The sequence below is a fragment of the Stenotrophomonas sp. Sm6012 genome, from assembly GCF_030985895.1.
Taxonomy (GTDB): domain Bacteria; phylum Pseudomonadota; class Gammaproteobacteria; order Xanthomonadales; family Xanthomonadaceae; genus Stenotrophomonas; species Stenotrophomonas forensis.
Map to the genome: position 1 here is coordinate 53,406 of NZ_JAPTFX010000003.1, position 26,089 is coordinate 79,494.

Annotated in this window: 23 protein-coding genes; 18 read left to right on the top strand and 5 right to left on the bottom strand. The window is 66.3% G+C overall.

Going from position 1 to position 26,089, the window contains the following annotated elements; translation table 11 throughout:
• The first annotated feature begins 31 nt into the window (after window positions 1-31).
• The 12 genes from O0J73_RS01265 (at window position 32) to O0J73_RS01320 (ending at window position 18,215) form a co-directional block, all read left to right on the top strand.
• Window positions 32-556, top strand: a complete 525-nt coding sequence (locus O0J73_RS01265) for a sigma-70 family RNA polymerase sigma factor (protein ID WP_006445987.1) — start codon at window positions 32-34, stop codon at window positions 554-556.
• 2 nt (window positions 557-558) lie between these two features.
• Window positions 559-1,599 carry a FecR domain-containing protein gene (locus O0J73_RS01270; protein ID WP_308307833.1) on the top strand — a complete coding sequence of 347 codons (1,041 nt, stop codon included), beginning with the start codon at window positions 559-561 and terminating at the stop codon, window positions 1,597-1,599.
• A 112-nt stretch (window positions 1,600-1,711) separates the two neighbouring features.
• A complete protein-coding gene (locus O0J73_RS01275; RefSeq protein WP_308307834.1) occupies window positions 1,712-3,940 on the top strand; it encodes a TonB-dependent receptor in 2,229 nt (742 codons plus the stop codon).
• Window positions 3,941-3,962: 22 nt separating this feature from the next.
• Complete coding sequence (locus O0J73_RS01280) at window positions 3,963-4,781, top strand: TonB-dependent receptor (protein WP_308307835.1); 819 nt, start codon at window positions 3,963-3,965, stop codon at window positions 4,779-4,781.
• Window positions 4,782-4,858: 77 nt separating this feature from the next.
• Window positions 4,859-6,262 carry a hypothetical protein gene (locus tag O0J73_RS01285; protein ID WP_308307836.1) on the top strand — a complete coding sequence of 468 codons (1,404 nt, stop codon included), beginning with the start codon at window positions 4,859-4,861 and terminating at the stop codon, window positions 6,260-6,262.
• Window positions 6,263-6,322: 60 nt separating this feature from the next.
• Entirely contained in the window at window positions 6,323-7,132 is an 810-nt protein-coding gene (locus O0J73_RS01290) for a sigma-70 family RNA polymerase sigma factor (RefSeq protein WP_308307837.1), read from the top strand.
• Window positions 7,129-8,166: a FecR domain-containing protein gene (locus tag O0J73_RS01295; RefSeq protein WP_308307838.1), complete on the top strand. Its 1,038-nt coding sequence runs from the start codon at window positions 7,129-7,131 to the stop codon at window positions 8,164-8,166. Before O0J73_RS01290 ends, O0J73_RS01295 begins: the two co-directional genes overlap by 4 nt.
• Before the next feature lie 99 nt (window positions 8,167-8,265).
• Window positions 8,266-10,731 carry a TonB-dependent receptor gene (locus O0J73_RS01300; protein ID WP_006445745.1) on the top strand — a complete coding sequence of 822 codons (2,466 nt, stop codon included), beginning with the start codon at window positions 8,266-8,268 and terminating at the stop codon, window positions 10,729-10,731.
• Between the two features lie 46 nt (window positions 10,732-10,777).
• On the top strand, window positions 10,778-12,661 hold the full coding sequence (locus O0J73_RS01305; RefSeq protein ID WP_308307839.1) for a PepSY-associated TM helix domain-containing protein: 1,884 nt from the start codon (window positions 10,778-10,780) through the stop codon (window positions 12,659-12,661).
• 107 nt (window positions 12,662-12,768) lie between these two features.
• On the top strand, window positions 12,769-15,417 hold the full coding sequence (locus O0J73_RS01310; RefSeq protein ID WP_308307840.1) for an excinuclease ABC subunit UvrA: 2,649 nt from the start codon (window positions 12,769-12,771) through the stop codon (window positions 15,415-15,417).
• Between the two features lie 243 nt (window positions 15,418-15,660).
• Window positions 15,661-16,701 carry an alpha/beta hydrolase gene (locus tag O0J73_RS01315; RefSeq protein ID WP_006445685.1) on the top strand — a complete coding sequence of 347 codons (1,041 nt, stop codon included), beginning with the start codon at window positions 15,661-15,663 and terminating at the stop codon, window positions 16,699-16,701.
• Between the two features lie 32 nt (window positions 16,702-16,733).
• Complete coding sequence (locus O0J73_RS01320) at window positions 16,734-18,215, top strand: porin (RefSeq protein WP_308307841.1); 1,482 nt, start codon at window positions 16,734-16,736, stop codon at window positions 18,213-18,215.
• Between the two features lie 19 nt (window positions 18,216-18,234).
• Here the strand turns inward: O0J73_RS01320 and O0J73_RS01325 are convergent, their stop codons facing one another.
• Window positions 18,235-18,639 carry a helix-turn-helix domain-containing protein gene (locus O0J73_RS01325; RefSeq protein ID WP_006445633.1) on the bottom strand — a complete coding sequence of 135 codons (405 nt, stop codon included), beginning with the start codon at window positions 18,637-18,639 and terminating at the stop codon, window positions 18,235-18,237.
• A 160-nt stretch (window positions 18,640-18,799) separates the two neighbouring features.
• Here O0J73_RS01325 and O0J73_RS01330 point away from each other — a divergent pair, with 160 nt between their 5' ends.
• Complete coding sequence (locus tag O0J73_RS01330) at window positions 18,800-19,354, top strand: cation transporter (protein ID WP_308307842.1); 555 nt, start codon at window positions 18,800-18,802, stop codon at window positions 19,352-19,354.
• A 44-nt stretch (window positions 19,355-19,398) separates the two neighbouring features.
• Here the strand turns inward: O0J73_RS01330 and O0J73_RS01335 are convergent, their stop codons facing one another.
• Window positions 19,399-20,352, bottom strand: a complete 954-nt coding sequence (locus O0J73_RS01335) for an alpha/beta hydrolase (protein ID WP_308307843.1) — start codon at window positions 20,350-20,352, stop codon at window positions 19,399-19,401.
• 168 nt (window positions 20,353-20,520) lie between these two features.
• Here O0J73_RS01335 and O0J73_RS01340 point away from each other — a divergent pair, with 168 nt between their 5' ends.
• The 4 genes from O0J73_RS01340 to O0J73_RS01355 all read left to right on the top strand — a co-directional run bounded on the left by O0J73_RS01340 (window position 20,521) and on the right by O0J73_RS01355 (window position 23,659).
• Window positions 20,521-21,090 carry a TetR family transcriptional regulator gene (locus O0J73_RS01340; RefSeq protein WP_133934686.1) on the top strand — a complete coding sequence of 190 codons (570 nt, stop codon included), beginning with the start codon at window positions 20,521-20,523 and terminating at the stop codon, window positions 21,088-21,090.
• Window positions 21,091-21,151: 61 nt separating this feature from the next.
• Complete coding sequence (locus O0J73_RS01345; protein WP_006445509.1) at window positions 21,152-21,628, top strand: nuclear transport factor 2 family protein; 477 nt, start codon at window positions 21,152-21,154, stop codon at window positions 21,626-21,628.
• Window positions 21,629-21,768: 140 nt separating this feature from the next.
• A complete protein-coding gene (locus tag O0J73_RS01350) occupies window positions 21,769-22,866 on the top strand; it encodes a hypothetical protein (protein ID WP_308307844.1) in 1,098 nt (365 codons plus the stop codon).
• 61 nt (window positions 22,867-22,927) lie between these two features.
• Window positions 22,928-23,659: a hypothetical protein gene (locus O0J73_RS01355; protein WP_308307845.1), complete on the top strand. Its 732-nt coding sequence runs from the start codon at window positions 22,928-22,930 to the stop codon at window positions 23,657-23,659.
• 17 nt (window positions 23,660-23,676) lie between these two features.
• Here the strand turns inward: O0J73_RS01355 and O0J73_RS01360 are convergent, their stop codons facing one another.
• The 3 genes from O0J73_RS01360 to O0J73_RS01370 form a co-directional block, all read right to left on the bottom strand.
• Window positions 23,677-24,147: a hypothetical protein gene (locus tag O0J73_RS01360; protein WP_006445411.1), complete on the bottom strand. Its 471-nt coding sequence runs from the start codon at window positions 24,145-24,147 to the stop codon at window positions 23,677-23,679.
• On the bottom strand, window positions 24,148-24,504 hold the full coding sequence (locus O0J73_RS01365; protein WP_006445408.1) for a hypothetical protein: 357 nt from the start codon (window positions 24,502-24,504) through the stop codon (window positions 24,148-24,150). It abuts the gene before it with no gap.
• Between the two features lie 457 nt (window positions 24,505-24,961).
• Window positions 24,962-25,717 carry a tetratricopeptide repeat protein gene (locus O0J73_RS01370; protein ID WP_197562836.1) on the bottom strand — a complete coding sequence of 252 codons (756 nt, stop codon included), beginning with the start codon at window positions 25,715-25,717 and terminating at the stop codon, window positions 24,962-24,964.
• Window positions 25,718-25,850: 133 nt separating this feature from the next.
• Between O0J73_RS01370 and O0J73_RS01375 the strand changes: the two genes are divergently transcribed.
• Window positions 25,851-26,033, top strand: a complete 183-nt coding sequence (locus tag O0J73_RS01375; RefSeq protein WP_308307846.1) for a hypothetical protein — start codon at window positions 25,851-25,853, stop codon at window positions 26,031-26,033.
• The last annotated feature ends 56 nt before the right edge of the window (window positions 26,034-26,089 follow it).

Genomic DNA, 26,089 nt, shown 5'->3' on the forward strand with positions numbered 1-26,089 from the left:
CGGCGCACTTCAGGGGGCAGGGGCGACGCAGGTGGCCGAACAGGCAAGGCGGCGCCTGGCGCGCATGTTCGAAGAGCACGCGCCACTATTGCGTGGCTTCTTCGTGCGACGCGGTGCGCGGCAGGACGCCGAAGACCTGGTGCAGGAAACCTATCTGCGCCTGCTGCGTGCGCATGAAGGCAAGGGCGAGCCGATCGCCAACCCGGAAGCGTACCTGTTCACCGTCGCGCAGAATCTGGCACGCGAGCAGGCCGCGCGCCGGCGCTGGTCGACCCTGTCCATCGAAGAAATCGAAGGCCCGGGCCAAAGCCTGGCCAGCGGGGAATGCGTGGAAGATGCCGCCGAACGGGAGCAGCGCCGCCAGCGCCTGCAGACGCTGCTGCAGACCCTGCCCGAACACACCCGGGCGGTGCTGGTCATGCAGTACCGCGATGGCTTGAGCTACAAGCAGATCGCCGAACGCATGGGCGTGTCAGCGCATATGGTGAAGAAGCACGTGGTGCGCGGGCTTTCGGTGTGCCGTCGGGCGCTGGCCGAACCGGCAGGGAGGTCGTGAGCGTGGCCACTGAACATCCATCGGCGCTGACCCTGGCCGCCGCGCAGTGGCACGCGCTGCAGCGCGAAGGCGACCTCAGCCCTTCGCAGCAGCAGGCCTTCATGCAGTGGCTGCTGGCTTCCCCCGAACACCTGCGCGAGTACATGGCAATCAGCGAGGTGGCCGGTGCGTTGGGCGATGCGCTGCGCGGCATGCCGGATGACGTCGACGCACTGTTGAAGGCTCCCGCGCCGACGCGCAATGATCACAACGTCGTGCGGTTGTCGCCACGCCCGTCCGCGGCATCAAGCCAGCGCCGGGCACGGCCCGCACCCGGCTTGCCGCGCATCGCGGCCGCAGCGGCGCTGATGCTGGCTGTAGGCGCAGGCGCGACCGCCGCCTGGCCGCGCACCGGGCACTATGTGGCCGCACATGGCATGCCGCGGCAGGTCACGCTGCCCGACAGCACCGTAGTGCGCCTGGACGCTGAAAGCGAGATATCGGTACGCATGACCCTGCTGGGGCGGCGCGTCGAGCTTGAACGTGGCCAGGCCAGCTTTGTCGTGGCCAAGGACCGGCGCCCGTTCGCGGTACATGCTGCTGGCCTGCAGGTGACGGACATCGGCACCACGTTCGATGTCTCGCTGCTGCGCGAACAGGCCCGCATCGGCGTCAGCGAGGGGCGCGTGCACGTGCGCGGCGATGGTGGCCGCGGCCGCATGCTGGCCGACCTTGGCGCCGGGCAGGCGGCACAGGTCGACTACCGTGACCAGCGCGTGCGCATCCGCGAGGAAGACGCCGCCAGCATGACGGCATGGTGGACCGGGCGGGTGCTGTTCCGCGACGAGGCACTGCGCGACGTGGCCGACCGTTTCAACCGGCGCAACATTCTGCGCCTGCACGTGAGCGATGACGCCGGTGCGCTGCGCCTGACCGGCAACCTGCGCGCGGATGACGTGGCGTCGCTGCGCGCATTCCTCGACCAGCAACCGACGCTGGTCACGCAGGTGGCACCGGACGGAATCCATGTGCGGTTGCGTGCTGGAGCGCCGCAGGCGCTGTAAGAAAAAATTCATCGAACAAGGGGTGCCCGATCGGCGCGCTGCGCACTCGTAGATGGGGAATGCAGGAACACACCCGTTCCGCGACCACCGCCATTCCCTACTGGACCCTACGATGCGCCGCACCCTGTTCCTTTCCATTGCCCTTGCACTGCAGATCACCGCCACGGCCGGCGCCAACGCCGCAGAACCGGCCCGCGTCGCCAGCGAAGCGATCGCCTCGCAGCCGCTGGATGGGGCGCTCAACGCGCTGTCGCGCCAGACCGGCCTGCAGTTCGTCTACAACGCGCAGAATGCCGGCAATCCGCGCACGCCGGGCGTGCCGGCCGGCCTCAGCGCGGACGCAGCGCTGACCCGCCTGCTGGCCGGCACCGGGCTGCGCTACCGGTATCTCAATGCCACCACGGTCACCATCGAGGCACAGGACGCCAGCGCGCCGGCCGGTACCTCCGCGCTGGCAGCACCCGGGGCGGTAGCGGGCGCAGTCGCGGCATCGGCACCGGCCAGCGCTGCGAGTTCCGGTGCGCAGGCGGCCAACCTGGAAACCATCCAGGTCACCGGCAGCTACAGCCGCAGCCTGGAGAAGGCCGTGGACATCAAGCGCGCCACGGTGGGCTTTTCGGATTCGATCGTTGCGACCGACGTGGCCGATTTTCCCGAACAGAATCTCGCTGAAGCCCTGCAGCGCATGCCGGGCGTGACCATCGAGCGCAACAAGGGCCTGGGCACCAAGGTCAATGTGCGCGGCCTGCCTTCGGAGTACACCCACGTTTCGATCAACGATCTGGCGACCGCCTCCGGCAGTGGTGGTCGCGACGTCGAATTCGACATGTTCGCCTCGGAGATCATCCAGCAGGTGACCGTGCAGAAGTCGCCCACCGCCGCCGACGAAGAGGGCGGCATTGCCGGCTCGGTGAAGATCTCCACGGCGCGCCCGTTCGACTACAACGAACGCAAGCTCGTGTTCTCCGCCGAAGGCGCGCACAACAGCATCTCGAAGGAGGTGGACCCGCGTTTTGCCTTCCTCGCCGCCGATACCTGGGGTGACTGGGGCGCGCTGGTCTCGTACTCGCAGTCCAAGCGCACCAACCGCACCGACTCCACCTCGGGCATCAACTTCCGGCCGTCCTCGCGATTCCTCACTGCCTCGGGCACCCGCGGCACCCAGGCACAGGCGGTGCTGCTGCGCGACGCGGGCGTCAACATCACCAATCGCAATGATGCCGAGCAGACCAACCGGGTCGTGTTCCAGGACAAGGTGGGCGACCGCGTCTATCTCAACGAGCAGGACAAGTGGGGCGCCACCGGGTCGTTGCAGTACAAGCCCAGCAACACCTTCAGCCTGACCTTCGACGCGATGGTCGGCGGCTATGACAGTACCGAGGACGAGTACGACGCGGCCGCCTATTCCGCGTCGAGTCGCAGCACGTTCGATACCATCCATGCCTACGATGCCACTACGCTGTCCGAGTACGGCATGGTGGTGCTGCGCGATGTGTCCTACACCGCCACCCAGCACGAGATGCTGAGCAAGGAGCGGATCAACAAGACCGACTACAGCCAGTACAGCATGGCGATGGACTGGAAGGGCGACCGTTGGTACGTGGATGCGCTGGTGGGCTACTCCGGCGCGGAAAAGACCTCGGATTTCTCCAATCTCAAGCACGTGGCCTATGCGCCGTCGCGCACCCGCTGGACCGGCAGCAGCGGTGAAACCATCCCGACTGCCGCCGCCGGCAGCTTCGACATGTACAACGACCCGGCCCGGTACCTGTTCGAGGCCTACGAGACCACGCTGGAGAAGGTGAAGGACGACAAGTACGCCGCCCAGATCAATGTCACCCGCCTGCTGGACATGGCCTTCCTGCCCGCGCTGCACACGGTCCGGTTCGGTGCACGCTATACCGACCGCTCCAAGGAACGCCAGTACGGCGAACTGAAGATCACCGGGCCGAGCGCGGGCAGCAGCGCCTGGGTCAACACCCGCACGATGGCCGACAGCCCGCTGCAGTACATCGACGACATCGTTCCCGGCGGCAGCTACTCCAACAAGGGCCTGGCCTGGCAGCAGATCTCCAACGACTACGCACGCAGCGCGTTCCGCTACGCGGGCTTCCAGACTCCGTTCGATCCTGGCCAGTTCTACCAGGTCGACGAGAAGGTGATGAGCTTCTACGCGATGGCCGACTTCGCCTTCGACATCGGCAGCGTGCCGTTCACCGTCAATGCGGGTGCGCGCTACGTGGATACCAAGGTCGATTCGTTCGGCTATCACCCGATCCAGCTGCCCAACGGCAGCACCGGCTACACCGACACCCCGGTGTCGAAGGACGGCAAGCTATGACGATCTGCTGCCCAGCTTCAACATGACCGCCGAGCTGTCGCACGGCCTGCTGCTGCGCGCGGCGGCGTCCAAGGTGATGATGCGCCCGGCGCTGTCCGACATCGCCTACAAGCGCACCGCCAGCTGGGGCTCCTACCGTTTCACCGATGGCAATCCTGAGCTGATGCCCACCTATGCCAAGCAGTGGGAGATCGGCCTGGAGAAGTACCTGGACAACGGCGCGCTGTTCGCCGCCAGCTACTTCCGCAAGAACATCGATGGCGTGGTGATCAACTCGCTGACCGGCGTGGTGCCGGATGTGGCGGTGTACAACGCCAACGGCAGCCTCAATGGCATCTACGATTTCGACGTCTACCAGCCGGTGAATGCCAAGGGTTCCTACCAGGTCGATGGCGTTGAGCTGGTGGCGCAGCTGCCGCTGAACATGTTCACCCCGTGGCTGGACGGGTTTGGCATCAATGCCAACTACACCATGCTGGACAGCTCGCTGGCCGGCGAATCCGGCCTGGGCATCCGCACCCCGATGCCGGGCCTGTCGGAGAAGACCTGGAACCTCACCGCCTACTACGAGAATTCGCGCTTCGACGCCCGCGTGTCCTACAACCACAAGGGCGCCTACGTCGAATCGATCGGCTACAACCTGTACCCGATCTGGCGCGATGCCTATGGCCAGATGGATGTGTCGATCGGTTACCGCATCACCGACAACATCAAGATCAGCCTGAAGGGCATCAACCTCACCAACGAGCGGACCAGCGGCTACACCATGGACCCGTCCTTCCCGACCATGGATGAGACCTCGGGCCGTCGCATCAGCCTGGGCCTGCGCGCGGACTTCTAAGCAGGCATCCACGCAGCGGCAGCGTGCGGACCCGCAAGGGTCCGTGCGTCGTCCGCGCGCTTTTCAGAGGTGAACCCATGAAGAACCTTGTAATGCTGGCGCTGTTCGCAGCGGCGGCCCCGGCATTCTCCGCCCCGGCGGCGGCAACGCAGGCAGACGACGCTGGCCGCCAATGGCTGGCCGGTGACCACCACGTGCACAGCGAATGGAGCGTGGACTGGGACCGCCGCACCACGCCGCCCACGCCGGTGCGTGGTGGCGACTCTCCCTACAGCCGCAGCCATAATGCGGCACAGGCCCGGGCCTTCGGCCTGCGCTGGATGGTCCACACCGACCACGGTGGCCCCGGCCACTCAACGGTCACCCGCGACCATGCCTATCCCGCACTGCTGCAGGCGCGCACCGATGTGCCCGACGTGATCCAGTTCAATGGCATGGAATTCGATGTGCCGGCCGGCGAGCACGCCTCGCTGATCATCGCGCCGGGCCCGCAGGAACGGGACCAGCTGGTGACCGCCGAACGGGACTTCAGCCGCAGCGAGCCCCTGAACGGCAGCCGCGATAGCGAACAGCAGATGCAGGCGGCGCTGGCCTACCTGCGCGGCCTGGCCCCTGCGCCACTGATGTTCATCAACCATCCTTCGCGCACCGCGACCGGCATCGGGGAGTGGGGCGAGGTGACCCCGGACGAACTGCGCGGCTGGCATGCAGCTGCACCCCAGGTGCTGGTGGGCATGGAGGGCGCCCCCGGGCACCAGGCCATCCGCAGCGAACGCGGGCTGTACCGCAACGCGGCCGCGCCCACATTGGGCGGCTACGATCAGATGACCGCGCAGGTCGGCGGCATCTGGGACCAGATGCTGGCCGACGGGATCCGCTTCTGGATCACCGCCAACTCGGACTCGCATGTGAACCTGCGCGACGGCGGACGCGATTACGACCCGGGCGAGTACAGCAAGACGTACGCATGGGCGCGGCCGGAGGCCGAAGATATCCTGGATGCCCTGCGCAGCGGCCGCATGTTCACCGTCACCGGCGACCTGATCGACGCGCTGGAGCTGCGGGTAGCCGCCCGCGACTCCAGCGCCGGGATGGGCGGCACGCTGGTGCTGGCGCCAGCGCAGACGATGCAGCTGGAGGTGCGGGCACGGCAACCGGTGCACGCCAACGCGAACGGGCAACACCCGGCGCTGAAGCGCATCGAGCTGATCGTGGGCGGCAGGGACGAGGACGGTGCGCTGCAGATGCAGCGGCGCGGATTCGACGCGGCAACCTGGCGGCGTGACGGCGACTGGATCGTGGCGCGCGGGTCAGTGCCGGTGCCGCCGCGCGGTGGCTTCGTGCGGGTGCGGGGCAACAGCACCGGTGTGGTGGATGCACTTGCGGACGCGCCCGGCGAGGATCCGTGGGCGGATCTGTGGTTCTATTCCAACCCCGTCTTCGTCAGGGTTGCCGAGGGTGCTGGCCCGTCGCGCGAGTGACGTAGCACCGGCGCACCTTTCGCGAGGGGGACGGGCAGGGCGGGGGAGTTCCAATTGCAAATGACTCTCACTACACTTGCAGGATTCCTCCCCCCTGTCGCCCAGTGCGGCCCATCCGCCGGCTATCCAAGTGAATGTCCCGCCCTACCTGTGCAGACCGCAGGCATCTGTCCTGAGGGCGCCGTGTCCGCGCTAGGCCGGGGCACGGGCGGGGCCGCGAACCACAGTGCATCAGCAGAGGCAGGCCTGGCCGAGAGCGGCCCATCCACGGGCGGGAACCTGCTGGCCAAAGCCTATGCCCGTTGGCGGGCGCCCATTCTCCGCGGCCTTGCGCGTGTCAGAGGAAGGGACGCTGAGGACGCCCTGCACGACGGCGCAGTCAAATGGATTGCGGCAAATCCTTCGCTGGCCTCCAGCGACCAGCAGGGCGCCTACCTTCGCCGGACGGTAATGAACACCGTGGCCGATGAGTACCGCGAGCGCAGCGCAGGCCGCCGCGTGCAGACCGTGCCCCTGGCAGAGGCGGAGGATGCCGGCCATCCCATGGCCAGCGATGAATCACAGTGCCCGTTGCAGCTCACCGCACAGCGCCAGCGCCTGCAACGCCTGGCCGACGCGATGGCCGAACTGCCCGAGCGCCAACGCGAGGCCTTCGTGCTCTGCCGCTTCGATGGCCTGACCCAGGAAGAGGTGGCCGCCCGCATGCAGATCTCCCGCCGCATGGTGGTCAAGCACCTGTCGCGCGCGGTTGCCTACTGCCAAGTGCGGGTACGCTATGCGTCGCTGGAACAGATGCAGGAACTGCATCGGTCCAGCGCGGCGGGCGAGGGGTTGGCGCCTGCCATTGATGCCGATCTTCCCTGCCGATGACCGATCTCCCTTCTGCCGCAGGTTCTGACCCGTTTGCCCTGCACGAGGCGGCGGCCACGTGGCTGCTGCGACGGCAGGATGAGGACTGGCGCCCGGATGACGAGGCGGCCCTGCAGCACTGGCTCGCCGAAAGCGAAGCGCACCAGCGGGCGTTCACCGACGTGGCCGCGACCTGGCACGACCTCGGCCAGCTGCCGCGCCCCGCCTTGGCCTCGGACACTCAGGCCGCGCCTGCGCCAGCGGCACCTGCCGCCCTGCGACCGGACGGCATGACGCGCCGCGCGCGGTCGCGACGCCTTCCTCGCGTGGCGACCGCTGCGGCTGTGGCGCTCCTGGCCCTGGGTGGCGTCGGCTACGGGTGGTACACCACGCCCAGCTACGTACAGGACGTGAGCACCGCCGCTGGCGAGATCCGTGATCTGCAACTGCCCGACGGCTCACGGATTTCGCTCAACGCGCGCAGCACGCTGGCCGTGCATTTCTATCGCTCCCGCCGCGAAGTAGTGCTCAGCCAGGGCGAGGCGTTCTTCGAGGTCGCCCCCGCGGCCGAGCGGCCCTTCAGCGTCGATGCCCAGCGCAGCCGGGTGACCGTGGTCGGCACTGCCTTCAGTGTGCGCAACGGGCCGGGCGAAGTGCTGGTCAAGGTGCTGCATGGGCACGTGCGGGTACAGCCGGACCGCACCGAAGGCACCGCGCCGGTCAGCCTGTACGCCGAACAGGGCCTGGCCGTTACCACCGCCACAGCCACGTATCGCCCCATTTCTGCCAGTGCAGACAGCATCGGCGGTTGGCGCAACGGGCGCCTGGTGTTCCGGCGCACCCCGCTGGACGAAGTGGCGCAGGAAGTCGCGCAGTATCTGGGCCACCCGGTCACGCTGGGCCAGCCAGGGCTGAAGTTCCTGCCGGTTTCCGGCTACGCCGCCACCGACGCCCCGGCCAGCTTCGTGGAGGCGCTGCCGGATCTGTTGCCTGTGCGGGTGACCCGCACGGCGCAGGGCGGCTATCGCATCGACGAGCGGCCGGTGGCGCGCTGACCCCACAGGAAGAATTTTTTCCAGCACGGGTTCCCACCCCATCGCTGTTTTCCGTTTACCCCAGTGAGGCCAGTGGTGGCCAAGCATGATGGAGCGGTAATGGGGTACATGAAGATCAAGCGCGCACTTGTCGCCCGCGCGTTCTCTACGGGTGTACAGGCCACGCGACTGCCGCTGCTGGCCGTGTGCATTTCCAGCGCACTGGCTGCGCCGGCCATCGCACAGGCGCAGCCGGCACAGCGCATGCCGTTCAATATTCCAGCCCAACCGCTGGATGCGGCACTGCGCCGATTCTCCGAGCAGTCACGGCAGCAGGTGTTGTTCAGTGAATCGGCAGTGGCCGGCCGTCGCGCGCCGGCGGTGACGGGCAGCTACACGCCGCAGGAAGCACTGGCGCGCCTGCTGGAGGGCAGTGGGGTACGTGTCAACGCCACCCGCCCCGGCGTGTTCACGCTGGCGCAGGACGCAGCATCACCTGCGCGCAGCAAGGATGCCCAGACCACCCTGCAGACGGTGAATGTGACCGCCAATGGCCCAGGCGATGGCTCCTACACGACACGTGAGCTGAGCCTGGGCAAGCTGGGGCAGAGCATCCGCCAGACCCCGCAATCGGTCAGCGTGATCACCCGCCAGCAGCTGGACGACCGCAACCTCACCACGCTGGACGAGGCACTGGCGCAGACCACGGGCGTGACCAAGACCGCCCGCAACTTCGGCAACCACAAGTTCTCGATCCGCAGCTTCACCGTGGACGACAGCAACTATCTGGTCGATGGCGTGGCCGGCATCGTCTATGCCCCGGTGGGCTGGCTGCCGATCGACACCGCCGTGCTGGAGCGGGTTGAAGTGCTGCGCGGTGCCGGCGGCATGATGCTCGGCGCGGCCGACCCCAGCGGAGCGATCAACATGGTGCGCAAGCGCCCGCGCGACCAGGCCCACCTGGATCTGGCGGCCACGCTGGGCTCGTGGGACAACTATCGCCTCGAGGTCGACGGTGGCGGCCCGCTCAATGCCGCCGGCAGCGTGCGCGGCCGACTCGTCGCTGCCTACCAGGACCGTGACTACTTCCAGCGCGGCACCTCATCGAAGACGCCGGTGGCCTACGGCGTGATCGATGCCGACCTGGGCCAGGACACCACGCTCACCTTCGGCCTGCGTCATCAGGCCAGTGACACCGACGGCTACTGGCTGTTCGGCCTGCCGCGCTACACCGATGGCGGGGCGCTGGACATCAAGCGCTCCACCTCGCTCATCCAGGACTGGAACCGCCAGGAAGGCTCCGTTGACGAAGCCTTCGCCGAAGCGGAGCACCGCTTCAACGAGCGCTGGAAGGCGCGCCTGTCGGTGAACCGCACCGAATCGGACCTGGACCAGCGCGTTGCGGTTCCGGTGGGCGGGGTGGACCGGGCCACCGGCATCGGCTCGCGCTTCTATGACATCTACTTCAACCGATCGCGCGTGCGCAGCGATGGTATCGACCTGCACACCACCGGCAGTTTCGACGCCTTCGGCCGCACCCACCAGTTGCTGCTGGGGGCGATGTGGTCGCGCCAGCGCACCCGCCAGAGCTCGGCGGACCTGGCCATCGACGTGCCGATCGATGTCTACGCGCCGGACCACAGCGCCATCGCGCAGCCACTGCAACCCGCGTGGGACTGGTCGGAAAACGCGCGTGCGCAGCAGAGCGGCGTATACAGCAACCTGCGCCTGCAGCTGGCCGCACCGCTGCACCTCACGCTGGGTGGCCGGCTGAGCTGGGTGAAGTACCAGTCCAACGATGGCTTCACCGGCGCCAGGAGCCGCGACTACGAACAGAAGCACGAGTTCACCCCGTACGCCGGCCTGGTCTACGACCTGGGCCCGCAGTGGTCGGTCTACGCCAGCTACGCCGATACCTTCCAGCCGCAGAGCTCCTACGTCACATCATCCGGCGCGGTGCTGGATCCCGCCATCGGGGCCAACTACGAGCTGGGCGTGAAGGGTGAACTGAACGATGGGCGCCTGAACGTCTCCGCTGCGGTGTTTTCCATCCGCAAGACCGGCAACGCCGTGGTGGACGCCTCCGACTCGGGCAGCTGCCCCGGATCGCTGGCCTCGTCCGACTGCTACCGCAATGGCGGAAAGCTGCGCAGCAAGGGCTTTGAACTCGAAGCCAGCGGCGAACTGGCGCCCGGTTGGCAGATGATGGCGGGCTATACCCACGTCACCAGCCGCGACGATGAAGGCGCCACCATCAGCGCCGAAACGCCGCGCCACCTGCTGCGCCTGTCGACGTCCTACCAGCTGCCCGGCCGGTGGAATGCGTTCTCCGTGGGCGGTGGCGTCTCTGCACAGAGCAGCTATTCCTATCCGGCCTACGACGACCCGGACTGGCGCATGGGTGCGGCGGGACGCGCGGTGTGGGACCTGCGTGCCGGCTACCGGATCAATCCGCGCTGGAGCGTGGGCGTCAACGTGGCCAACCTGTTCGACACGCGCTATTACGCGATGATCAGCCAGATCCGCCGCGGCAACTTCTTTGGCGAACCCCGCAACGTGATGCTGACGCTGCGCGGCGCGCTGTGATCCTCCGCAACCGGCGGGGCAAGGGCATGCCCGCCACGGGGATGGCATGAAGGCGGGCTTCCGGCAGAGCATGTCGTGGCTGCACACCTGGTGCGGCCTCACCTGCGGCTGGCTGTTGTGCGCGATCTTCCTCACCGGCACGCTCAGCGTGTTCCGCGAGCCGATCACGCGATGGATGGAGGCCGGCCCGGTGCCGGCCTCCCCGCAGGAAATGGATGCAGGTGCGCAGGCAGCGCGAGCGCAGCAGTGGTTGGCTGCAAACGCCGCCGATGCCCGGGCATGGCAGATCCGTTGGCCTGCCCAGCACGGCTGGCCGCTGCAGCTCTCATGGGAGGATGACGGCGGCAGCGCGCACGAACGCTGGGTAGAGGCCGGCACCGGAATGCCACAACCACCACCTCGTCTTCGGGAAACCGAAGGCGGGCGCCACTTCATGTCCTTCCATTACACCCTGCACGGCGGCATGGCCGGCTACTGGCTGGTTGGCTGGATCACCGCCTGCATGCTGCTGGCGCTGGTGTCCGGCGTGGTGGTGCACAAGCGCATCTTCAAGGACTTCTTCACCTTCCGCCCAGGCAAGGGCCAGCGCAGCTGGCTGGATGCGCACAACCTGAGTGCCGTGCTGACCCTGCCGTTCCTGTTCATGATCGGCTACACCGGGTTGACCTTCTTCTACAGCAGCTATCTGCCGTGGCCGGTGCAGGCAGCCTATGGCAATGCCGATGACGCCTATGCGCGCTATGAAGCCGAACTGGCACCTGGGCGACCTGTCCCGGCCGGCATCCTGGTTGCGGGCGCGCAGCTGCCGAACCTGCCGGACCTGCTTGCGCGGGCGCAGGCCATCAGCGGTCAGCCGCCGGCACTGGTGATGATCCAGGCGCCCGGCACCGTGCACAGCGTGGTGGAAGTGGAGGGCCGCAAGACAGCGGGGAACACCGGCAGGCACCTGTTGAGCGAGGCCAGCCGGGTGACCTTCGATGCGGCCAGCGGCAGGCTCCTGCAGCAGCATGCAGCGCATCCGCAGCAACTGGGTGCCGTGCAGGTACACGAAACCATCGAAGCCCTGCACAAGGCCGATTTCGGTGGCTGGCCGATGAAGTGGCTGTACTTCATCAGCGGCCTGCTGGGCACGGCGATGATCGCCATCGGCACGCTGCTGTTCTCCATCAAGCGGCGCAAGCGCAGCGAGCATGAGTTCGGCGCCGCCACGGCAGGCATCTACCGTTGCGTGGAGGCGTTCAACGTGGCATCGCTGGCCGGGGTGGCACTGGCAAGCATCGTCTACCTGCACGGCAATCGGTTGCTACCACTGGAAATGAGCGATCGCAGCGCGTGGGAGATACGCATTTTCCTTTTAACCTGCGCGGCCTCGGTGCTGCATGCACTGTGGCGTCCACCGCGCCTGGCCTGGATCGAGCAGTTGTGGCTGGCCGCCGCGCTGTGCCTGGCACTGCCGCTGGTGAATCTGGCAACCACCGGGCAGGGGCTGCTGATGTACCTGCAGCGCGGCGCATGGCAGCAGGCCGGCGTGGAGCTGGTCGCCCTGGCCTTCGGGTTGATGCTGGCAAGAATGGCCCTGATGCTGCAGCGCCGCTGGCCACAGACGCACGAGGCCGCGCGCAGTGCCAAGCCCGCACCCGGGCAGGGCGCGGCCCATCGCTGGCAGGTAGCGAGCCGGGTGCTGGCTGCCTCGGTGGGGGGCTACGTGTTCACCGCGCTTACCGCCACGGCACTGGCGCTGTTGCTGCCCTCGCTGGTGAATGTACGCACATCCGTTTCGGTCCTGACCAGTTCGCTGCTCGGGTTCGTGCTGTTGATCGCCGTTGCCGTGGGCATCTTCAGCGCCCGTAGTGTGGGGAAGGTGTGGCTGGTCGTGGCGGCAGGGAGCGCCCTGATGGGAGTGTTGGTGGTGATGCTGCGGCCGGGGTGAGGGCAGGGGAGGCGGCTCACCCTCACCCACATTCACCCCGCAGCAGCGAAAATGCATCCCTGGGCGCGCCCTGGCGCGCGCCGCTCACTGCCTGCAGGATCGTAACGATGTCCAACACCCCCTTTGGCGAGTCATCATGCGCTGCCGCCGCCAGCGGTTGTGTCGAGGTGCGCGGTGCGCGCGAGCACAACCTCAAGAACGTCGACGTCTCCATTCCGCGCAATGCACTGGTGGTGTTCTCCGGGGTCTCGGGTTCGGGCAAGTCATCGCTGGCCTTCGGCACCGTGTTCGCCGAAGCACAGCGGCGCTACTTCGAGTCGGTGGCGCCGTATGCTCGGCGCCTGATCGACCAGGTGGGCGTGCCCGATGTGGATGCCATCGACGGCCTGCCGCCGGCCGTGGCCCTGCAGCAGCAGCGCGGTGCCAGCAATGCGCGCTCATCGGTGGGCAGCGTGACCACGCTGTCCAGTCTGGTGCGCATGATGTACTCGCGCGCCGGGGCCTATCCGGCCCATCAGCCCATGCTGTACGCCGAAGACTTTTCACCGAACATGCCGCAGGGCGCCTGCAGCACCTGCCACGGCCTGGGGCATGTCTACGAAGTGACCGAAGCGCTGATGGTGCCGGACCCGTCGCTGACGATCCGTGAGCGCGCCATCGCGTCCTGGCCGCCGGCCTGGCATGGCCAGAACCTGCGCGACATCCTGGTCACGCTGGGCTACGACATCGACGTGCCGTGGAAGAAGCTGCCGAAGAAGGACCGGGACTGGATCCTGTTCACCGAAGAAACGCCCAGCGTGCCGGTCTACGCCGGGTTCACCCCTGCCGAGACCCGCGCCGCGCTCAAGCGCAAGCTGGAGCCCAGCTACATGGGCACCTATACCGGCGCGCGCCGCTACGTGCTGCATACCTTTGCCAACACCCAGAGCGCGCTGATGCGCAAGCGCGTGTCGCGCTACATGGAAGGCAAGCTGTGCCCGGCCTGCCACGGAAAGCGCCTGAAGCCGGAGGCGCTGTCGGTCACCTTTGCCGGCGTGGATATCGGTGAGTTCATGCGGCTGCCACTGGACCAGCTGGCGGAGCTGCTGGAGCCGGTGGCACAAGGTGATTTCAGCGCGCACAGCAAGGGCGCTCGCACCCGCAGGAGTGCGACGCCCCGCGATCGCGCCCGTCTGGCCGCGAGTGGCCAAGCGACCCACGAGGGCGCCCCCGACGTGCGGCTGACCTCGGCCCTGTCCGAAGAGAAACGCCTTGCAGCCCAGCGGCTGGCAGGCGGGGTGATGGCGCGGGTACGCCAGCTGCGTGAACTGGGCCTGGGCTATCTCTCGCTGGATCGCGCCACACCCACGCTGTCAGCCGGCGAACTGCAGCGCCTGCGGCTGGCCACGCAGCTCAGCTCGTTGCTGTTCGGCGTGCTGTACGTGCTGGATGAGCCCTCGGCGGGCCTGCATCCTGCCGACAGCCAGGCGCTGTACGACGCACTCGACCGGCTGCGCGACGGCGGCAACTCGGTGTTCGTGGTTGAACACGATCTGGAACTGATGCGCCGCGCGCAGTGGCTGGTGGATGTGGGCCCAGAGGCGGGCGAGCACGGTGGGCGCGTGCTCTACAGTGGCGAGCCCGACGGTCTGCGCAAGATCCAGGACTCGCGCACGGCCCGGTATCTTTTCGATCAGGTTCCTGCGCCCGCCAGCCGCCAGCGCAGCGCCGGCAACTGGCTGCAGCTGCAAGGCATCCATCGGCACAACCTGCAGGGTGTGGACGCACAGGTGCCGCTGGGGCTGCTGACCGCCGTCACCGGCATTTCCGGCTCGGGCAAGTCCAGCCTGATGGCCCAGGCGCTGCCGGAGCTGATGCTGCTGCACCTGGGGCACGAGCCGGTGGACGAGGGTTCGGACAACGAGCCCGCCGACGGACCGAGCGTGATTGAAGCAACGCGAGGCCGCTTGGCCGGCGATGTGGACGCCATTCAACGCGTCGTGCAGGTTGACCAGAAGCCGATCGGGCGCACGCCACGTTCCAATCTGGCCACCTATACCGGCCTGTTTGATTACGTGCGCAAGCTGTTCACCGCAACACCGGCCGCGCGCCGCCGCCGTTTCGATGCGGGCCGTTTCTCGTTCAACGTGGCCAAGGGCCGGTGCGAAACCTGCGAAGGCGAAGGGTTTGTCAGTGTCGAACTGCTGTTCATGCCCAGCGTCTATGCGCCATGCCCGACCTGCCACGGTGCGCGCTACAACGAGGCCACGCTGAAGGTGCAGTGGAATGACCGCAACATCGCCGAAGTGCTGCAGATGACAGTGGACCAGGCGCGTGCGTTCTTCAGCGAAGAGGATGCCATTGCCCGCCCCCTGCAGTTGCTGCAGGAAATCGGCCTGGGTTACCTCAGGCTGGGCCAGCCGGCCACCGAGCTTTCAGGCGGCGAGGCCCAGCGCATCAAGCTGGCCACCGAGCTGCAGCGCAGCCAGCGCGGGCGCACGCTGTACGTGCTGGATGAACCCATCACCGGGCTGCATGCCTCCGACGCGGACCGGCTGCTGGTACAGCTGCAACGGCTGGTGGACGCCGGCAATACCGTGGTGATGATCGAGCATGACATGCGCGCGGTCGCGCAGGCGGACTGGGTGATTGATGTAGGCCCCGGCGCTGGCGGGGCAGGGGGCACCATCGTCGCGAAGGGAACGCCGCAACAGGTGGCGCGGGCCAAAGGCAGCAGGACGGCACCGTTCCTTGCGAAGGAGTTGGCTTCCCTGTAGAGCCGAGCCATGCAGCGCCTCCTGCGGCAAAGCCGGTTGCTGGAGCGGGGAGGGGCGGGAAAACAAGAACGCCTGGCGAAGCGTGTAATGGCGAATCCTCTGGTGACGCTCCAGCCAGAAGCATCCACTTTGATGTTGCAGCGCACACAGAAAAGCACGGCCCAGCTAGTCCCATCCGGCTATAGGACACCAGCGCGACTCGACGCACACTTCGCCCCGTAAAGGCCGACGGGAGGGCGTGATATGAGTCTGCATGTGGGGAAGCTGCGCGGGTTGGCGGTGCTTCTGTTCCTGCTGAATCCCTTGCTTGCCGGTGCGGTGCCGGCAGCGCCGCCTGCATCGGCACCCGAGGTGATTCCGCTGTGGCCGCAGGACCACTGGCAGCAACGCGCGCGTGGCCCGGAACGGATTGGCGCCGAAGGCAGCGCGAAGGGCGCGGTCTCGGGAATCAGTAACGCGCGCATGGAGGTCTACCGACCGCTGAAACCGAACGGAACAGCCGTGGTGATTTTCGGCGGTGGCGGCTACTTCCGCATTCAGATTGGCAGCGCCGCCAAGCCGACGGCGCAGTGGCTGCAATCGCTGGGCGTCACGGCCGCCGTGGTGTACTACCGGCTGCCTGCCGATGGGTGGGCGCCGGTTTCGCCCTTCCAGGATGGCCAGCGCGCCATGCGGCTGCTGCGCGCGCAGGCCGCAAGCCTGGGGGTCGATCCGGAGCGCATCGGCGCATTGGGCTTTTCCGCCGGCGGCAATCTGGCCGGTATCGTCGCCACGCGCTTCGATGCCCCGTTGTATCCGCCGGTGGATGCAGCCGACCAGCTGTCAGCGCGCCCGGACTTCCTTGGCATGATCTATCCGGTCGTTTCAATGCGCCCGCCGCTGGACCACACCCGGTCGAAGCGGGAACTGGCCAGCCAGAACGACGCACAGCAGGCCTATTCGGTCGAACAACACGTCCGCAAGGACATGCCGCCGGTGTTCCTGGCCCAGGCCGTGGACGATCGCACCGTGGATGTCGGCCACAGCGTGGCGATGTACCAGGCCACGCACGCGGCAGGCATTCCGGTGGAGCTGCATCTGTTCGAAGCCGGAGGCCACAGCTGGGGGTTGGGCAAGCCCGGGACATTGGTGGCGCAGTGGCCACGGCTTTTCGCCAACTGGGCACGCAGCCACGGCTACCTCGGGCCGCCGCCTGTGCGGTTGCCGCCGCACGATGCCAGCGCGATACCCGCCGCTGCTGCTCAACCACCTCGCTCGCTGGACGATGATGGCGCGGGCGACTGAGCCGCACACTGTATTTCATTCGGGAGAACTGCATGAACTCACTGAAGCGTGCCGCGCTTGGCGTGGCTGCCGGCGGCTGCCTGTTGCTGGCTTCCCCCTCTGTGCTGGCCGCGGCTGGCGATACCGAAGCCGGATTGCGCACCCAGGTGCAGCAGCAGGCAAAGCAACTGCGCGATCAGGCATCCCTGCTGGAGCAGCTGAGCGCACGCCTGGCTGCGCTGGAGGGGGCCTCTCAAAGTACCGGCGTGGCACCCGGCAGCGATGCGGGCCTCGATGCACAGGTGGCTGCGGCCATCGCTGACACCCGCCAGGACGACATGGCCATTCTGCAGGCGCAGGTGGCACAGCTCGCCGCAACCGGGGGAGGCGGTGACGGCAATCTGCGCTGGCGCAAGGGTGGACCTGAGTTCCGCAGCAGTGATGGCCAGTTCACCTTCCACCCCCGCGGCCGGGTGATGGTCGATTTCAGCAGTACCCACGGTTCCGCATTCGACGCACGCAACATCACCGGCACCGACCTGGCCAGCGGCCGCCTCGGTGCCGAAGGTCGGATGGGACCACTGGGTTACAAGATCGATGCGGACTTTGCGGGCAACGATGTCTCGCTGAAGGACACCTATCTGTCCTGGGACACGCGGCTGGGTGGCCTGCCAACGGAAATCTACGTGGGCAACAAGCTCAAGGACCGTGGGATCGATGGTGGCACCAGCGGCGTCAATACACCTTTCATGCAGCGCAATGCGGTGGCGTCGGTCGGTGCCCAGCAGAGCGGGTACTACGGGCTGGGCGTCACCACCAAGGTGATCGGTGATGGCTGGCACGCCAGCGTGGCGGTGACCGGTGACGATATCGGCAATGACAGCACGGCCAGCGACACCATTGCGTATCTGCTGCGCGCGCACTGGAACCCATTGCGTGGCCAGGCAGGCTTCGTGCATCTGGGAGGCTGGTACTGGTACGAGGATCTCGGCCAGGATGTCGGCAGCATCAACAAGACCTCTCCGATCGCGCTGGGCTGGAACGGCAACGTGCGCGTGTCGGCCAGCTCCATCGCCAACGTCACCGACAACCGCGCCTGGGGGCTTGAGATGGGCGCAGTGTACGGCCCGGTGTGGGCCTTCGCCGAGCACACCACCCGCACCATCGAATCACGCACGGTCGACTCGGTCGACCAGCGGGCGACCTCGGTCTACGCAGGCTGGCTGATCACCGGCGAGCGCCCCGGATTCAGCAGCCGCTCCGGGGTCTGGGGTACCACGCGCGTATTGCGTCCGGTGCAGGAGGGCGGCGTTGGCGCCTTCGAGCTGGCCGCGCGCTATGACCGCTACGACTTTCTCGATGCGGCCCGGGGCGGCGAGGGCAGGGCATGGACGCTCGGGGTGAACTGGTACCTCAACAACTGGTCGCGCCTGATGCTGAACTACGTTCACTGGAAGACCGACAACAAGGTTGGCAACGCTCAGGGGCCTGACTCCGGAAATACCGTGGGCGTGCGAGCGCAGGTTTCGTTTTGATGCGGATGGGGCAGCAGGGTCATGGCTGCGACTGAAGTGCTTCCAGCACCCTGCAATCGGCTACGCGCCCGCCCGGGCAATTGCCGATCATCCGCTGCAGTTCGCCCTGCAGCGCCTGCAGGTCGCGGACCCGGCGCGCAATGTCGCCGATATGCGCCTTCACCACGTCGTCCACCGAGCTGCATTCGTGCTCGCGCTGCTCACCCAAGGCGATCAGCCCGCGGATCTGCTCGATGGAAAAGCCCAGCTCCCGGGCCCGGCGCACGAATGACAGCCGCCGCTGGTCCTGTGCGCTGAAGTAGCGGTAGTTGCCGTCCGACCGCAGCGGTGGCTGGAGCAGGCCGATCTTTTCGTAATAGCGGATGGTCTCGGCCTTGGTGCCGGTCTGGCGGGCCAGCTGGCCGATGGTGAGGTGAGCGGACATGGGCTTGACCTTGTAGGGGCTACAGGGTTGATAACGGCTGCCTCACCTCTTTTCAAGCCCAGGCCAAGCCTGGCCGGAGATACCCATGGATCACTGCTGCGGCCACAAGCGCCAGGAGCTGGAAGCGCTGGCACTCCACAGTGCGCAACGGCGCGTGCTGGTGGCGGTACTGATCATCAACCTGGCGATGTTCCTCATCGAATTCGGCGCAGGCATCGTGGCGCGCTCCAGCGCGCTGCAGGCCGACGCTGTCGACATGCTGGGCGACGCCATCGTGTACGGCCTGAGCCTGTGGGCGGTGAACCGGGGTGCGCGCTGGGAAGCCGGTGCAGCCCTGGCCAAGGGAGTGCTGATCCTGGGCTTCTTTGTGTTCATCGTGCTGGAGGTCATCGCCAAGCTGGCAAACGGCGTACCCCCTTCCAGCGGCGTGATGCTCGGCTTCGGCGCCATCGCGCTGGCAGCCAATCTGGTGTGCCTGGCCTTGCTGTGGCGGTTCCGCACGCTCAACATCAACATGAAAAGCACCTTTGCGTGCTCGCGCAACGACGTCGCCGCCAATATCGGCGTACTGGTGGCTGCCGGCGGCGTCGCGCTCACCGGTCGTGGCTGGCCGGATATCGTGGTGGGTGTGGTCATCGCGCTGCTGTTCCTGAAGTCCGCGGTGGGCGTCATCAGCGAAGCGTGGCCCGCATGGCGCGCGGCTGCGAAAGCGTGAGGTGAGGCAAGGGGCTCCGGCGAGATGCCAGAGCCCCAAGAGGCTTACTTTTCCTGCAGGAACGTCAGCAGGTCCTGGTTGACGCGATCCTTGTGCGTGTCGGTCAGGCCATGCGGTGCGCCCGGGTACACAATCAGCCTGGCGTTCTTGATCAGCTTTGCCGACTGGCGGCCAGAGATGTCGATCGGCACGATCTGGTCGTCATCACCGTGGATGACCAGCGTCGGCACATCAAACTTCTTCAGGTCGGCGCGGAAATCGGTGGCCGAGAACGCGGCGATCGAATCGTAGGTGTTCTTGTGGCCGCCCTGCATGCCCTGTGCCCACCACGCATCGATCAAGCCCTGGGACACCTTCGCGCCCGGGCGGTTGAAGCCGTAGAACGGGCCCGAGGGGATGTCCTTGTACAGCTGCGCGCGGTTGTCCATCTGCGCCTTGCGGATGCCGTCGAACACTTCAATTGGCAGGCCGTTGGGGTTGTCGGCGGTCTTCAGCATGAACGGCGGCACCGAGCTGATCAGCACCGCCTTCTTCACCCGGCCGGTGCCATGGCGGCCGATGTAGCGCGCCACTTCGCCGCCGCCGGTAGAGAAGCCCACCAAGGTCACGTCGTGCAGGTCGAGCGTGTTGATCACCGTGGCCAGGTCATCGGCGTAGTGATCCATGTCGTTGCCGTCCCACGGCTGGCTGGAACGGCCGTGGCCACGACGGTCATGCGCGATGACACGGTAGCCGTGGTTGGCCAGGAAGATCATCTGCGATTCCCAGCTGTCCGAGTTCAGCGGCCAGCCGTGGCTGAAGGTCACCACCGGGCCGTCCTTCGGGCCCCAATCCTTGTAGTAGAGCTGCACGCCATCGGCGGTGGTGATGTAGCTGGCGGTGCGGGCGACGCTGGTGATCGGCGCCGGTTTGGCCGGTTCGGCGGCCTGCGCGGACAGGCCGGCCTGGACCGAGAGGGCGAGGGTGGCAAGGGCCAGGGTGCGGGCGAAGGTGTTCATGCGGGAACTCTCATGCGTGGGTGGTGAGGCGTACTTTGCGCCCTGAATCAGGCGCCTGGGTGATGCAATGTCCGGAGTTCTTGATAGATCGTCTTGCATGGATGTGCGCACCCGAACCGTCGCCCGCCGTGCGTTGACAAGGTAGAACGTTCGTTCTACCTTGCAGCCATGCACAAGACCGGCACCGACACCGCGCAGAAGATCCTCGCCACGGCCGAGGCGCTGATCTACCAGAACGGAATCCACGCCACCGGCATGGACCTGCTGGTGAAGACCTCCGGCGTGGCACGCAAAAGCATCTACCGGCACTTTGAAAACAAGGACCAGGTGGCCGCTGCGGCATTGAACGCGCGCGACGTGCGCTGGCTGGACTGGTTCCAGCAGGCGTGCGACAAGGCCGACAGCCCGGAAGCGCGCATCCTCGGCATGTTCACCGTGCTCAAGGGCTGGTTCGAGTCCGAGGGCTATCGCGGCTGCGCCTTCATCAATACCGCGGGTGAGGTGGGCGACCCCGACGATCCGATTCGCCACATCGCAAAACACCACAAGCAGAAGCTGCTGGATTACACGCTGGAACTCACCACGCAACTGGATATCGAGCAGCCGGACGCACTGGCGCGGCAGCTGCTGGTTCTCATGGAAGGCGCCATCACCGTCTCGCGCGTGATGGGCGACTACAACGCCGCAGACACTGCCAGGGACGTTGCAAAGGTGTTGTTGGAGCAGGCCAGACGCTGACGCCTGAGTCATCAAAACCCGTCGAAGCACCCCGTTCATCCACTTGATTGGAGGCCCCACCGTGTCCACTGAAGCACCCCGTCCGCCGCTGCCGCCGTTCACCCTTGAATCGGCCATCGAGAAGGTTCGCCTTGCCGAGGATGGCTGGAACTCCCGCGATGCCGACAAGGTCGCGCTGGCCTATTCGCTCGACACCCGCTGGCGCAACCGCGCCGAGTTCACCCACGGCCGCGAGGAAGCGCGGCAGTTCCTGGCCCGCAAATGGAAGAAGGAACTGGACTACCGCTTGATCAAGGAACTGTGGGCCTTCAGCGGCAACCGAATCGCCGTGCGCTACGCCTATGAATGGCACGACGACTCCGGCAACTGGTTCCGTTCCTATGGAAACGAGAACTGGGAATTCGGAGCGGATGGGTTGATGGAACATCGGTTCTCGAGCATCAACGACATGCCGATCAAGGAGAGCGAGCGCAAGTTCCATTGGCCGCTGGGGCGTCGCCCGGATGATCACCCGGGGCTGTCTGATCTGGGCCTGTGAGCACGGCTGGCCGACATTCGCTTCACCCTCCATTGCGTAACCTGCACGCCACAGCACGTCATGCCTCACGTTGAGGCATGACGCGCGCCGAGGCTGGAATCGAGTGCTTTCACTCGCAGAACAGGAGGCAGGACGCGACCGTGAAGGCAGTTCCCATCATCATCGCCGCAGCACTGGCCGCGCCCTCGCTTGATGCGCGCGCGGCCAGCGAAGACCGCAACACAGCGCCTCATTTCGATCTCGGTGGCGCAGTCCGATTCAACTATGGCTGGCTCGATTACGGGCCCACCAGCCACCTGCAGCTGGAGCTGCTTCGCGCCGACATCGATGCCGGCAGCGGACCTTTCTCCTTCTCCGCGCAGTACCGCTGGTACGACGGCTTCGATGCCATCCATCACGCCTACGCGGGCTGGCAGTTCACCGACGCCACGCAGCTGAAGGCCGGTATCCAGCAGGTGTCCTTTGGGCTGCTGCCCACGGTCTCGCAGAGTTTCTGGTTCGGGTCCGGGTACTACCTGGGCATCGAGGACGACTACGACCCCGGCGTGGTGGTGATCCACCAGGCCGGCAATACCACCTGGCACCTCGGCTGGTTCTCGGGTGACGAATACGGAAGCGGGGCACGCTACGACCGCTATTCCTTCGATGTGGCACAGACCGATGCGTTGCCGTATCGCGAACGGCAGCGGCTCAATGTACGCGTCGAGCAATCGCGCGACTGGGCAGGCGGCGAGCTGCTGGTCGGCGCATCGGCCTTCGCGGGCAAGGTGCAGAACACCCGCAGCCTCCGCCATCACGACCACCAGGCCGTGGCCGTCCACGCGCAGTGGAAACGCGATGGCTGGGCCACCCAGCTGCAATGGGCGCGCTACCGCTACAGCGTGCCCGGCGAGCGCATCGCGCTGTCGGCGTTCCAGGCCCCGTTTGAAATCGCGGCCGAGGCCGATGTGCCCAGTGCCAACGTTGCCTATTCCTTTGGCCAGCGCGGCTGGCTGGACGATGTGACCTGCTACAACAACCTCAGCATGACGCGCCCGGTGGGGCACAGCAGCGGGGTGCGCGACTCCTGGCAGAACGTCACCGGCTGCAGCCTGCAGAAGGGCGTGATGCTCACCTATGTCGACTGGATTGCCGGCCGCAACATGTGGTTTGCCGGCGGCGATGGCATCGGCATCAACAACGGCGGCCCGTCGCGCTGGCATTCGCGGCTGAACCTCAATATCGGGTTCTATTTCTGAAAGGTGCCGCGCGTCGGCTACGATGCCACGGTCGGCATCGTAGCCGGGGGCAGGGGACGCAATGGACATGCAGGCAGGGGGCGGGCTCGATTCGCCGGCAAAGACCGATTCGCAGGAGCTGACCTTCCACTGGCTCTACCAGCGGGTGCAGGGGCTGGTTGAGCACAGCATCTACCCGAAGGCGGGCAGGGTGGAGAGGTGGGCGTTTCGCGTTGGAGTATTGGCGGCCCTCGTCGGGGTTCTAAGTAGCCAGCTTCCGGAGCGATGGGTCGCGGTCACCTTTGCCTCTCCGCTCGTCACGGCATGCCTCGTGGTAGAGATTGCCAGCTTCATCGTTGCCGGCGTCTTCGCAGCCCGTAGGGGTATCCGCCAGTTCAGCCAACCACGGCTGTCGCATGCGCAGGAGATGGATGGGGAGTTTTCCCAGTGGCAAGGGGTCATCGCCGAACTTCAAGGATTTCCCAGGGTCGAGCGTGAGCGTCGCCTCAAGTACGTCACCCACCTGCGCACAAGCATGATCGAGCGCATGGGGCTGATGTACGGCGGGCTGCAACGACTCGGGCCGTTTCCGCTGTTGATTGCCCTCTACCTGCAGTTCCGTGGATGGCAATGGGGTGATTGGGCCAGCGCCTTTGATGTCGGGGCGCTGGGCGCCTTCCTCATCTACGCCCTGGTGTTGCTCTACCTTGCGGGATGGATGCTGATCGGCCTGCGTACCCGCCTGGACACCTACGTCGCCCTGCTCGAAGGCTCCATCCACGAACCCGAGCCCCCGCAGCCAGCGCCCCAGTAAAGGCGAGCCATGCTCGACTACGGCATGCCACATCGCACACCATCAGGCACCTCGCCAGCCAACATCTGCAACACCCGATCCATCAGAACAGGCTCCGGCACGCCCGCCAGCACTTGTTCCAGATAGTCCACGGGTTGCAACTGCCCTTGAAGCAGTGCAAGTAACAGCGCAACAGCGGGCGCCCGCTGCTTCGCATCCAGCGAGACCTGCAACAGCACATGCTGCGGCCGCTTCTCCAGCCACAACACGGGCACGCCCTTGCAGTTAACCTGGAAAGAGGCGTCTTCATGCCGCTCCACGAACTGGAAGCCGTGCCCTGGCCGAACCTTCACGAACTGCGTCGCTTGCCGGCGCAGCTGTGAGAATCGTTCGTTGGAGACGCGCTGGAACGCGATAGGCGAGGGGACGGGTGGCTCAAACCACCGCGCCTGTGCCGCAATCACGAACCCAACGCACAAGGCCGTGGCCGCCCAACTGCACCAGGCCACTCAACCCTCCGGGCGCATTCGTGTACTGGCGTGCGCGGTGAGTCCCAGCCCGGCCATGATCAGCCCCTCCATGATGCGCGGACCGACGTCCTGCTCCAGTTCGCCGTTCTCGCGGGCCCGCTGCGCGGCCAGCAGGATCTCCATCACCACGCGAAGGCCCGCCAGCGAGCAGTCGGTGTCGGCCAGGGCAATGCGTCGGCCCGGCATCAGGTGGCGCTCTGGCCAGGGCTGGCCATCGGACGTGGCGCCCGAACCGATGCTGTCCAGCAGGGCAATGAGGGTGTTCCGGTCCAGTACGGGGCCGTTCGCGGGCTCTTCCTGGATCGGTTGCGGGGCAGGGGAGTAGCGCTTGGTCATGGCAGGGCTCCTTGCGGGCAGGCAGAAGCCGCCACCGATAAAGGTGGCGGACGGTGCGAGGTTCGAAACCCGGTGTGCAATCAGACCGGCGGGCGCAAGGCCCCCACGCACCGCCCGCCATAGCCGGCCGACGGATTGCCAGTCGGCACCGCGCGAGGTGGTGCCGACTGGCAAGCGCTTTTTACGATTGCACAACCGGGGTTTCGAAGCCCGACCACCGGTACTCGGTGGCACGGAGAGGAATACGCCCAGTTGTGCGCGATGCCAATGCAGTAAGGCCGATCCCGTCACCACATTCAACATTTTCAGAATCGTTGTATATGGCGCAATGTGGCTGAAGCCATGAGTTGCAAGGCTGTCGGCGATATTCGTGGTGCGGGCCTACAGACTGTCGGCATCCGCCCGACGATCCTGCGACCGAGGCAGATGCGACATGATTGCCAAAGGCCGCCTGGTGTCAGAAGCCCTTCAACGCGACCTTGGTCCGCTCCAGCCAGGCGGCATTGTGGCTGCGCGCGTGGCGCGACCAGTGCTGGGCATCTTCGATGATGCTGGCGAACAGGCTGCGAGCTTGCTCACGGTCGACCGGCTGCGTTTGTGCCATCAGCCACTCGCCGTAAAGGCAGCGGGCGGCCGCATCGTTTCCACATTCCACAGCACGCTCAAACGCGGCGCGGGCGCCGGGCGCCTGAGCGGCTGCCAGCGCCTGCGCATAGAGCAGGGTCTGTTCCGGCTTGCGGCGCACGTCCGGATGGCGGGCGAACAGGCCGTCCAGCGTCTCGACTGCAAGTGCGGCGTGTCCGGACTCAAGGCGGGCACGGGCAAGGCCGGTCAGAATGTAGGGGTCGTCACCCAGTGGCGAGCTTGCGGCCTGCTCAAGCAGGGTTCTGGCTTCCTCCGCCTGGCCGGCATCCAGCAGCGTCATCCCCAAGCGAACCCGGTTCTGCACGGTGGGCGTTCGCGACAGCTCAGCACGTGCGTTGCGCAGATCCTGACCCGGGTCCATGAGCTGCTTGGCTGAGCGGATTGCCTGCCGCGCGCCGCGCGAGTTGCGGGCTTCCGGGAAGTAGATCGCCAGGAAGTAGACGACGCTGCCTAACAAGGGGAACGAGAAGAGCAGGATGAGCCAGTAGAGGCTCTGGCCTGAGCGGATGGCGTGCACCGCGAAGTAGATGGCCGCCAGTACGTGGAGTCCGATTCCGATATAGGGCATGTGTGCAGCCTCGTCCTTGTGGGGGCTGGCACTATAGAGGGCGTGGGGTGGGGCGCCAATGGGGGCGACCTGGCATGGCGCGTCAGTTAATGAGCTCAAATCCTATGGAGAGCTATCTACTGGGGTCGAGTTGATGAAGAAGGTTTCACTCCGATATCGCTGGCGATTGCAGAAGAGCCTCAACGTCCTGATCTTGCTGTGTCACCCGGATGAGCAGGCAAAAGGCGCCTGGTGTCGTTTCCGGCGCGACAGTTTGCGGAAGTGCGGCAAGAAATTCGATGAATCGCAACTTCCTCACGAGATCGCCTCGGAATAGCTTAAGAGAATATTTAGCTTTGGACTGCGGCCAATCCGTAGGAGATTGCCGTAGCT

What these genes read in the sequence shown, in the direction of transcription:
- O0J73_RS01275 (WP_308307834.1), top strand. Translation starts at nt 1,712, where the DNA reads ATGCGCCGCACCCTGTTCCTTTCCATTGCCCTTGCACTGCAGATCACC.
- O0J73_RS01280 (WP_308307835.1), top strand. Translation starts at nt 3,963, where the DNA reads ATGACCGCCGAGCTGTCGCACGGCCTGCTGCTGCGCGCGGCGGCGTCC.
- O0J73_RS01285 (WP_308307836.1), top strand. Translation starts at nt 4,859, where the DNA reads ATGAAGAACCTTGTAATGCTGGCGCTGTTCGCAGCGGCGGCCCCGGCA.
- O0J73_RS01290 (WP_308307837.1), top strand. Translation starts at nt 6,323, where the DNA reads ATGACTCTCACTACACTTGCAGGATTCCTCCCCCCTGTCGCCCAGTGC.
- O0J73_RS01295 (WP_308307838.1), top strand. Translation starts at nt 7,129, where the DNA reads ATGACCGATCTCCCTTCTGCCGCAGGTTCTGACCCGTTTGCCCTGCAC.
- O0J73_RS01300 (WP_006445745.1), top strand. Translation starts at nt 8,266, where the DNA reads ATGGGGTACATGAAGATCAAGCGCGCACTTGTCGCCCGCGCGTTCTCT.
- O0J73_RS01305 (WP_308307839.1), top strand. Translation starts at nt 10,778, where the DNA reads ATGAAGGCGGGCTTCCGGCAGAGCATGTCGTGGCTGCACACCTGGTGC.
- O0J73_RS01310 (WP_308307840.1), top strand. Translation starts at nt 12,769, where the DNA reads ATGTCCAACACCCCCTTTGGCGAGTCATCATGCGCTGCCGCCGCCAGC.
- O0J73_RS01315 (WP_006445685.1), top strand. Translation starts at nt 15,661, where the DNA reads ATGAGTCTGCATGTGGGGAAGCTGCGCGGGTTGGCGGTGCTTCTGTTC.
- O0J73_RS01320 (WP_308307841.1), top strand. Translation starts at nt 16,734, where the DNA reads ATGAACTCACTGAAGCGTGCCGCGCTTGGCGTGGCTGCCGGCGGCTGC.
- O0J73_RS01325 (WP_006445633.1), bottom strand. Translation starts at nt 18,639, where the DNA reads ATGTCCGCTCACCTCACCATCGGCCAGCTGGCCCGCCAGACCGGCACC.
- O0J73_RS01335 (WP_308307843.1), bottom strand. Translation starts at nt 20,352, where the DNA reads ATGAACACCTTCGCCCGCACCCTGGCCCTTGCCACCCTCGCCCTCTCG.
- O0J73_RS01340 (WP_133934686.1), top strand. Translation starts at nt 20,521, where the DNA reads ATGCACAAGACCGGCACCGACACCGCGCAGAAGATCCTCGCCACGGCC.
- O0J73_RS01355 (WP_308307845.1), top strand. Translation starts at nt 22,928, where the DNA reads ATGGACATGCAGGCAGGGGGCGGGCTCGATTCGCCGGCAAAGACCGAT.
- O0J73_RS01365 (WP_006445408.1), bottom strand. Translation starts at nt 24,504, where the DNA reads ATGACCAAGCGCTACTCCCCTGCCCCGCAACCGATCCAGGAAGAGCCC.
- O0J73_RS01370 (WP_197562836.1), bottom strand. Translation starts at nt 25,717, where the DNA reads ATGCCCTATATCGGAATCGGACTCCACGTACTGGCGGCCATCTACTTC.
- O0J73_RS01375 (WP_308307846.1), top strand. Translation starts at nt 25,851, where the DNA reads ATGAAGAAGGTTTCACTCCGATATCGCTGGCGATTGCAGAAGAGCCTC.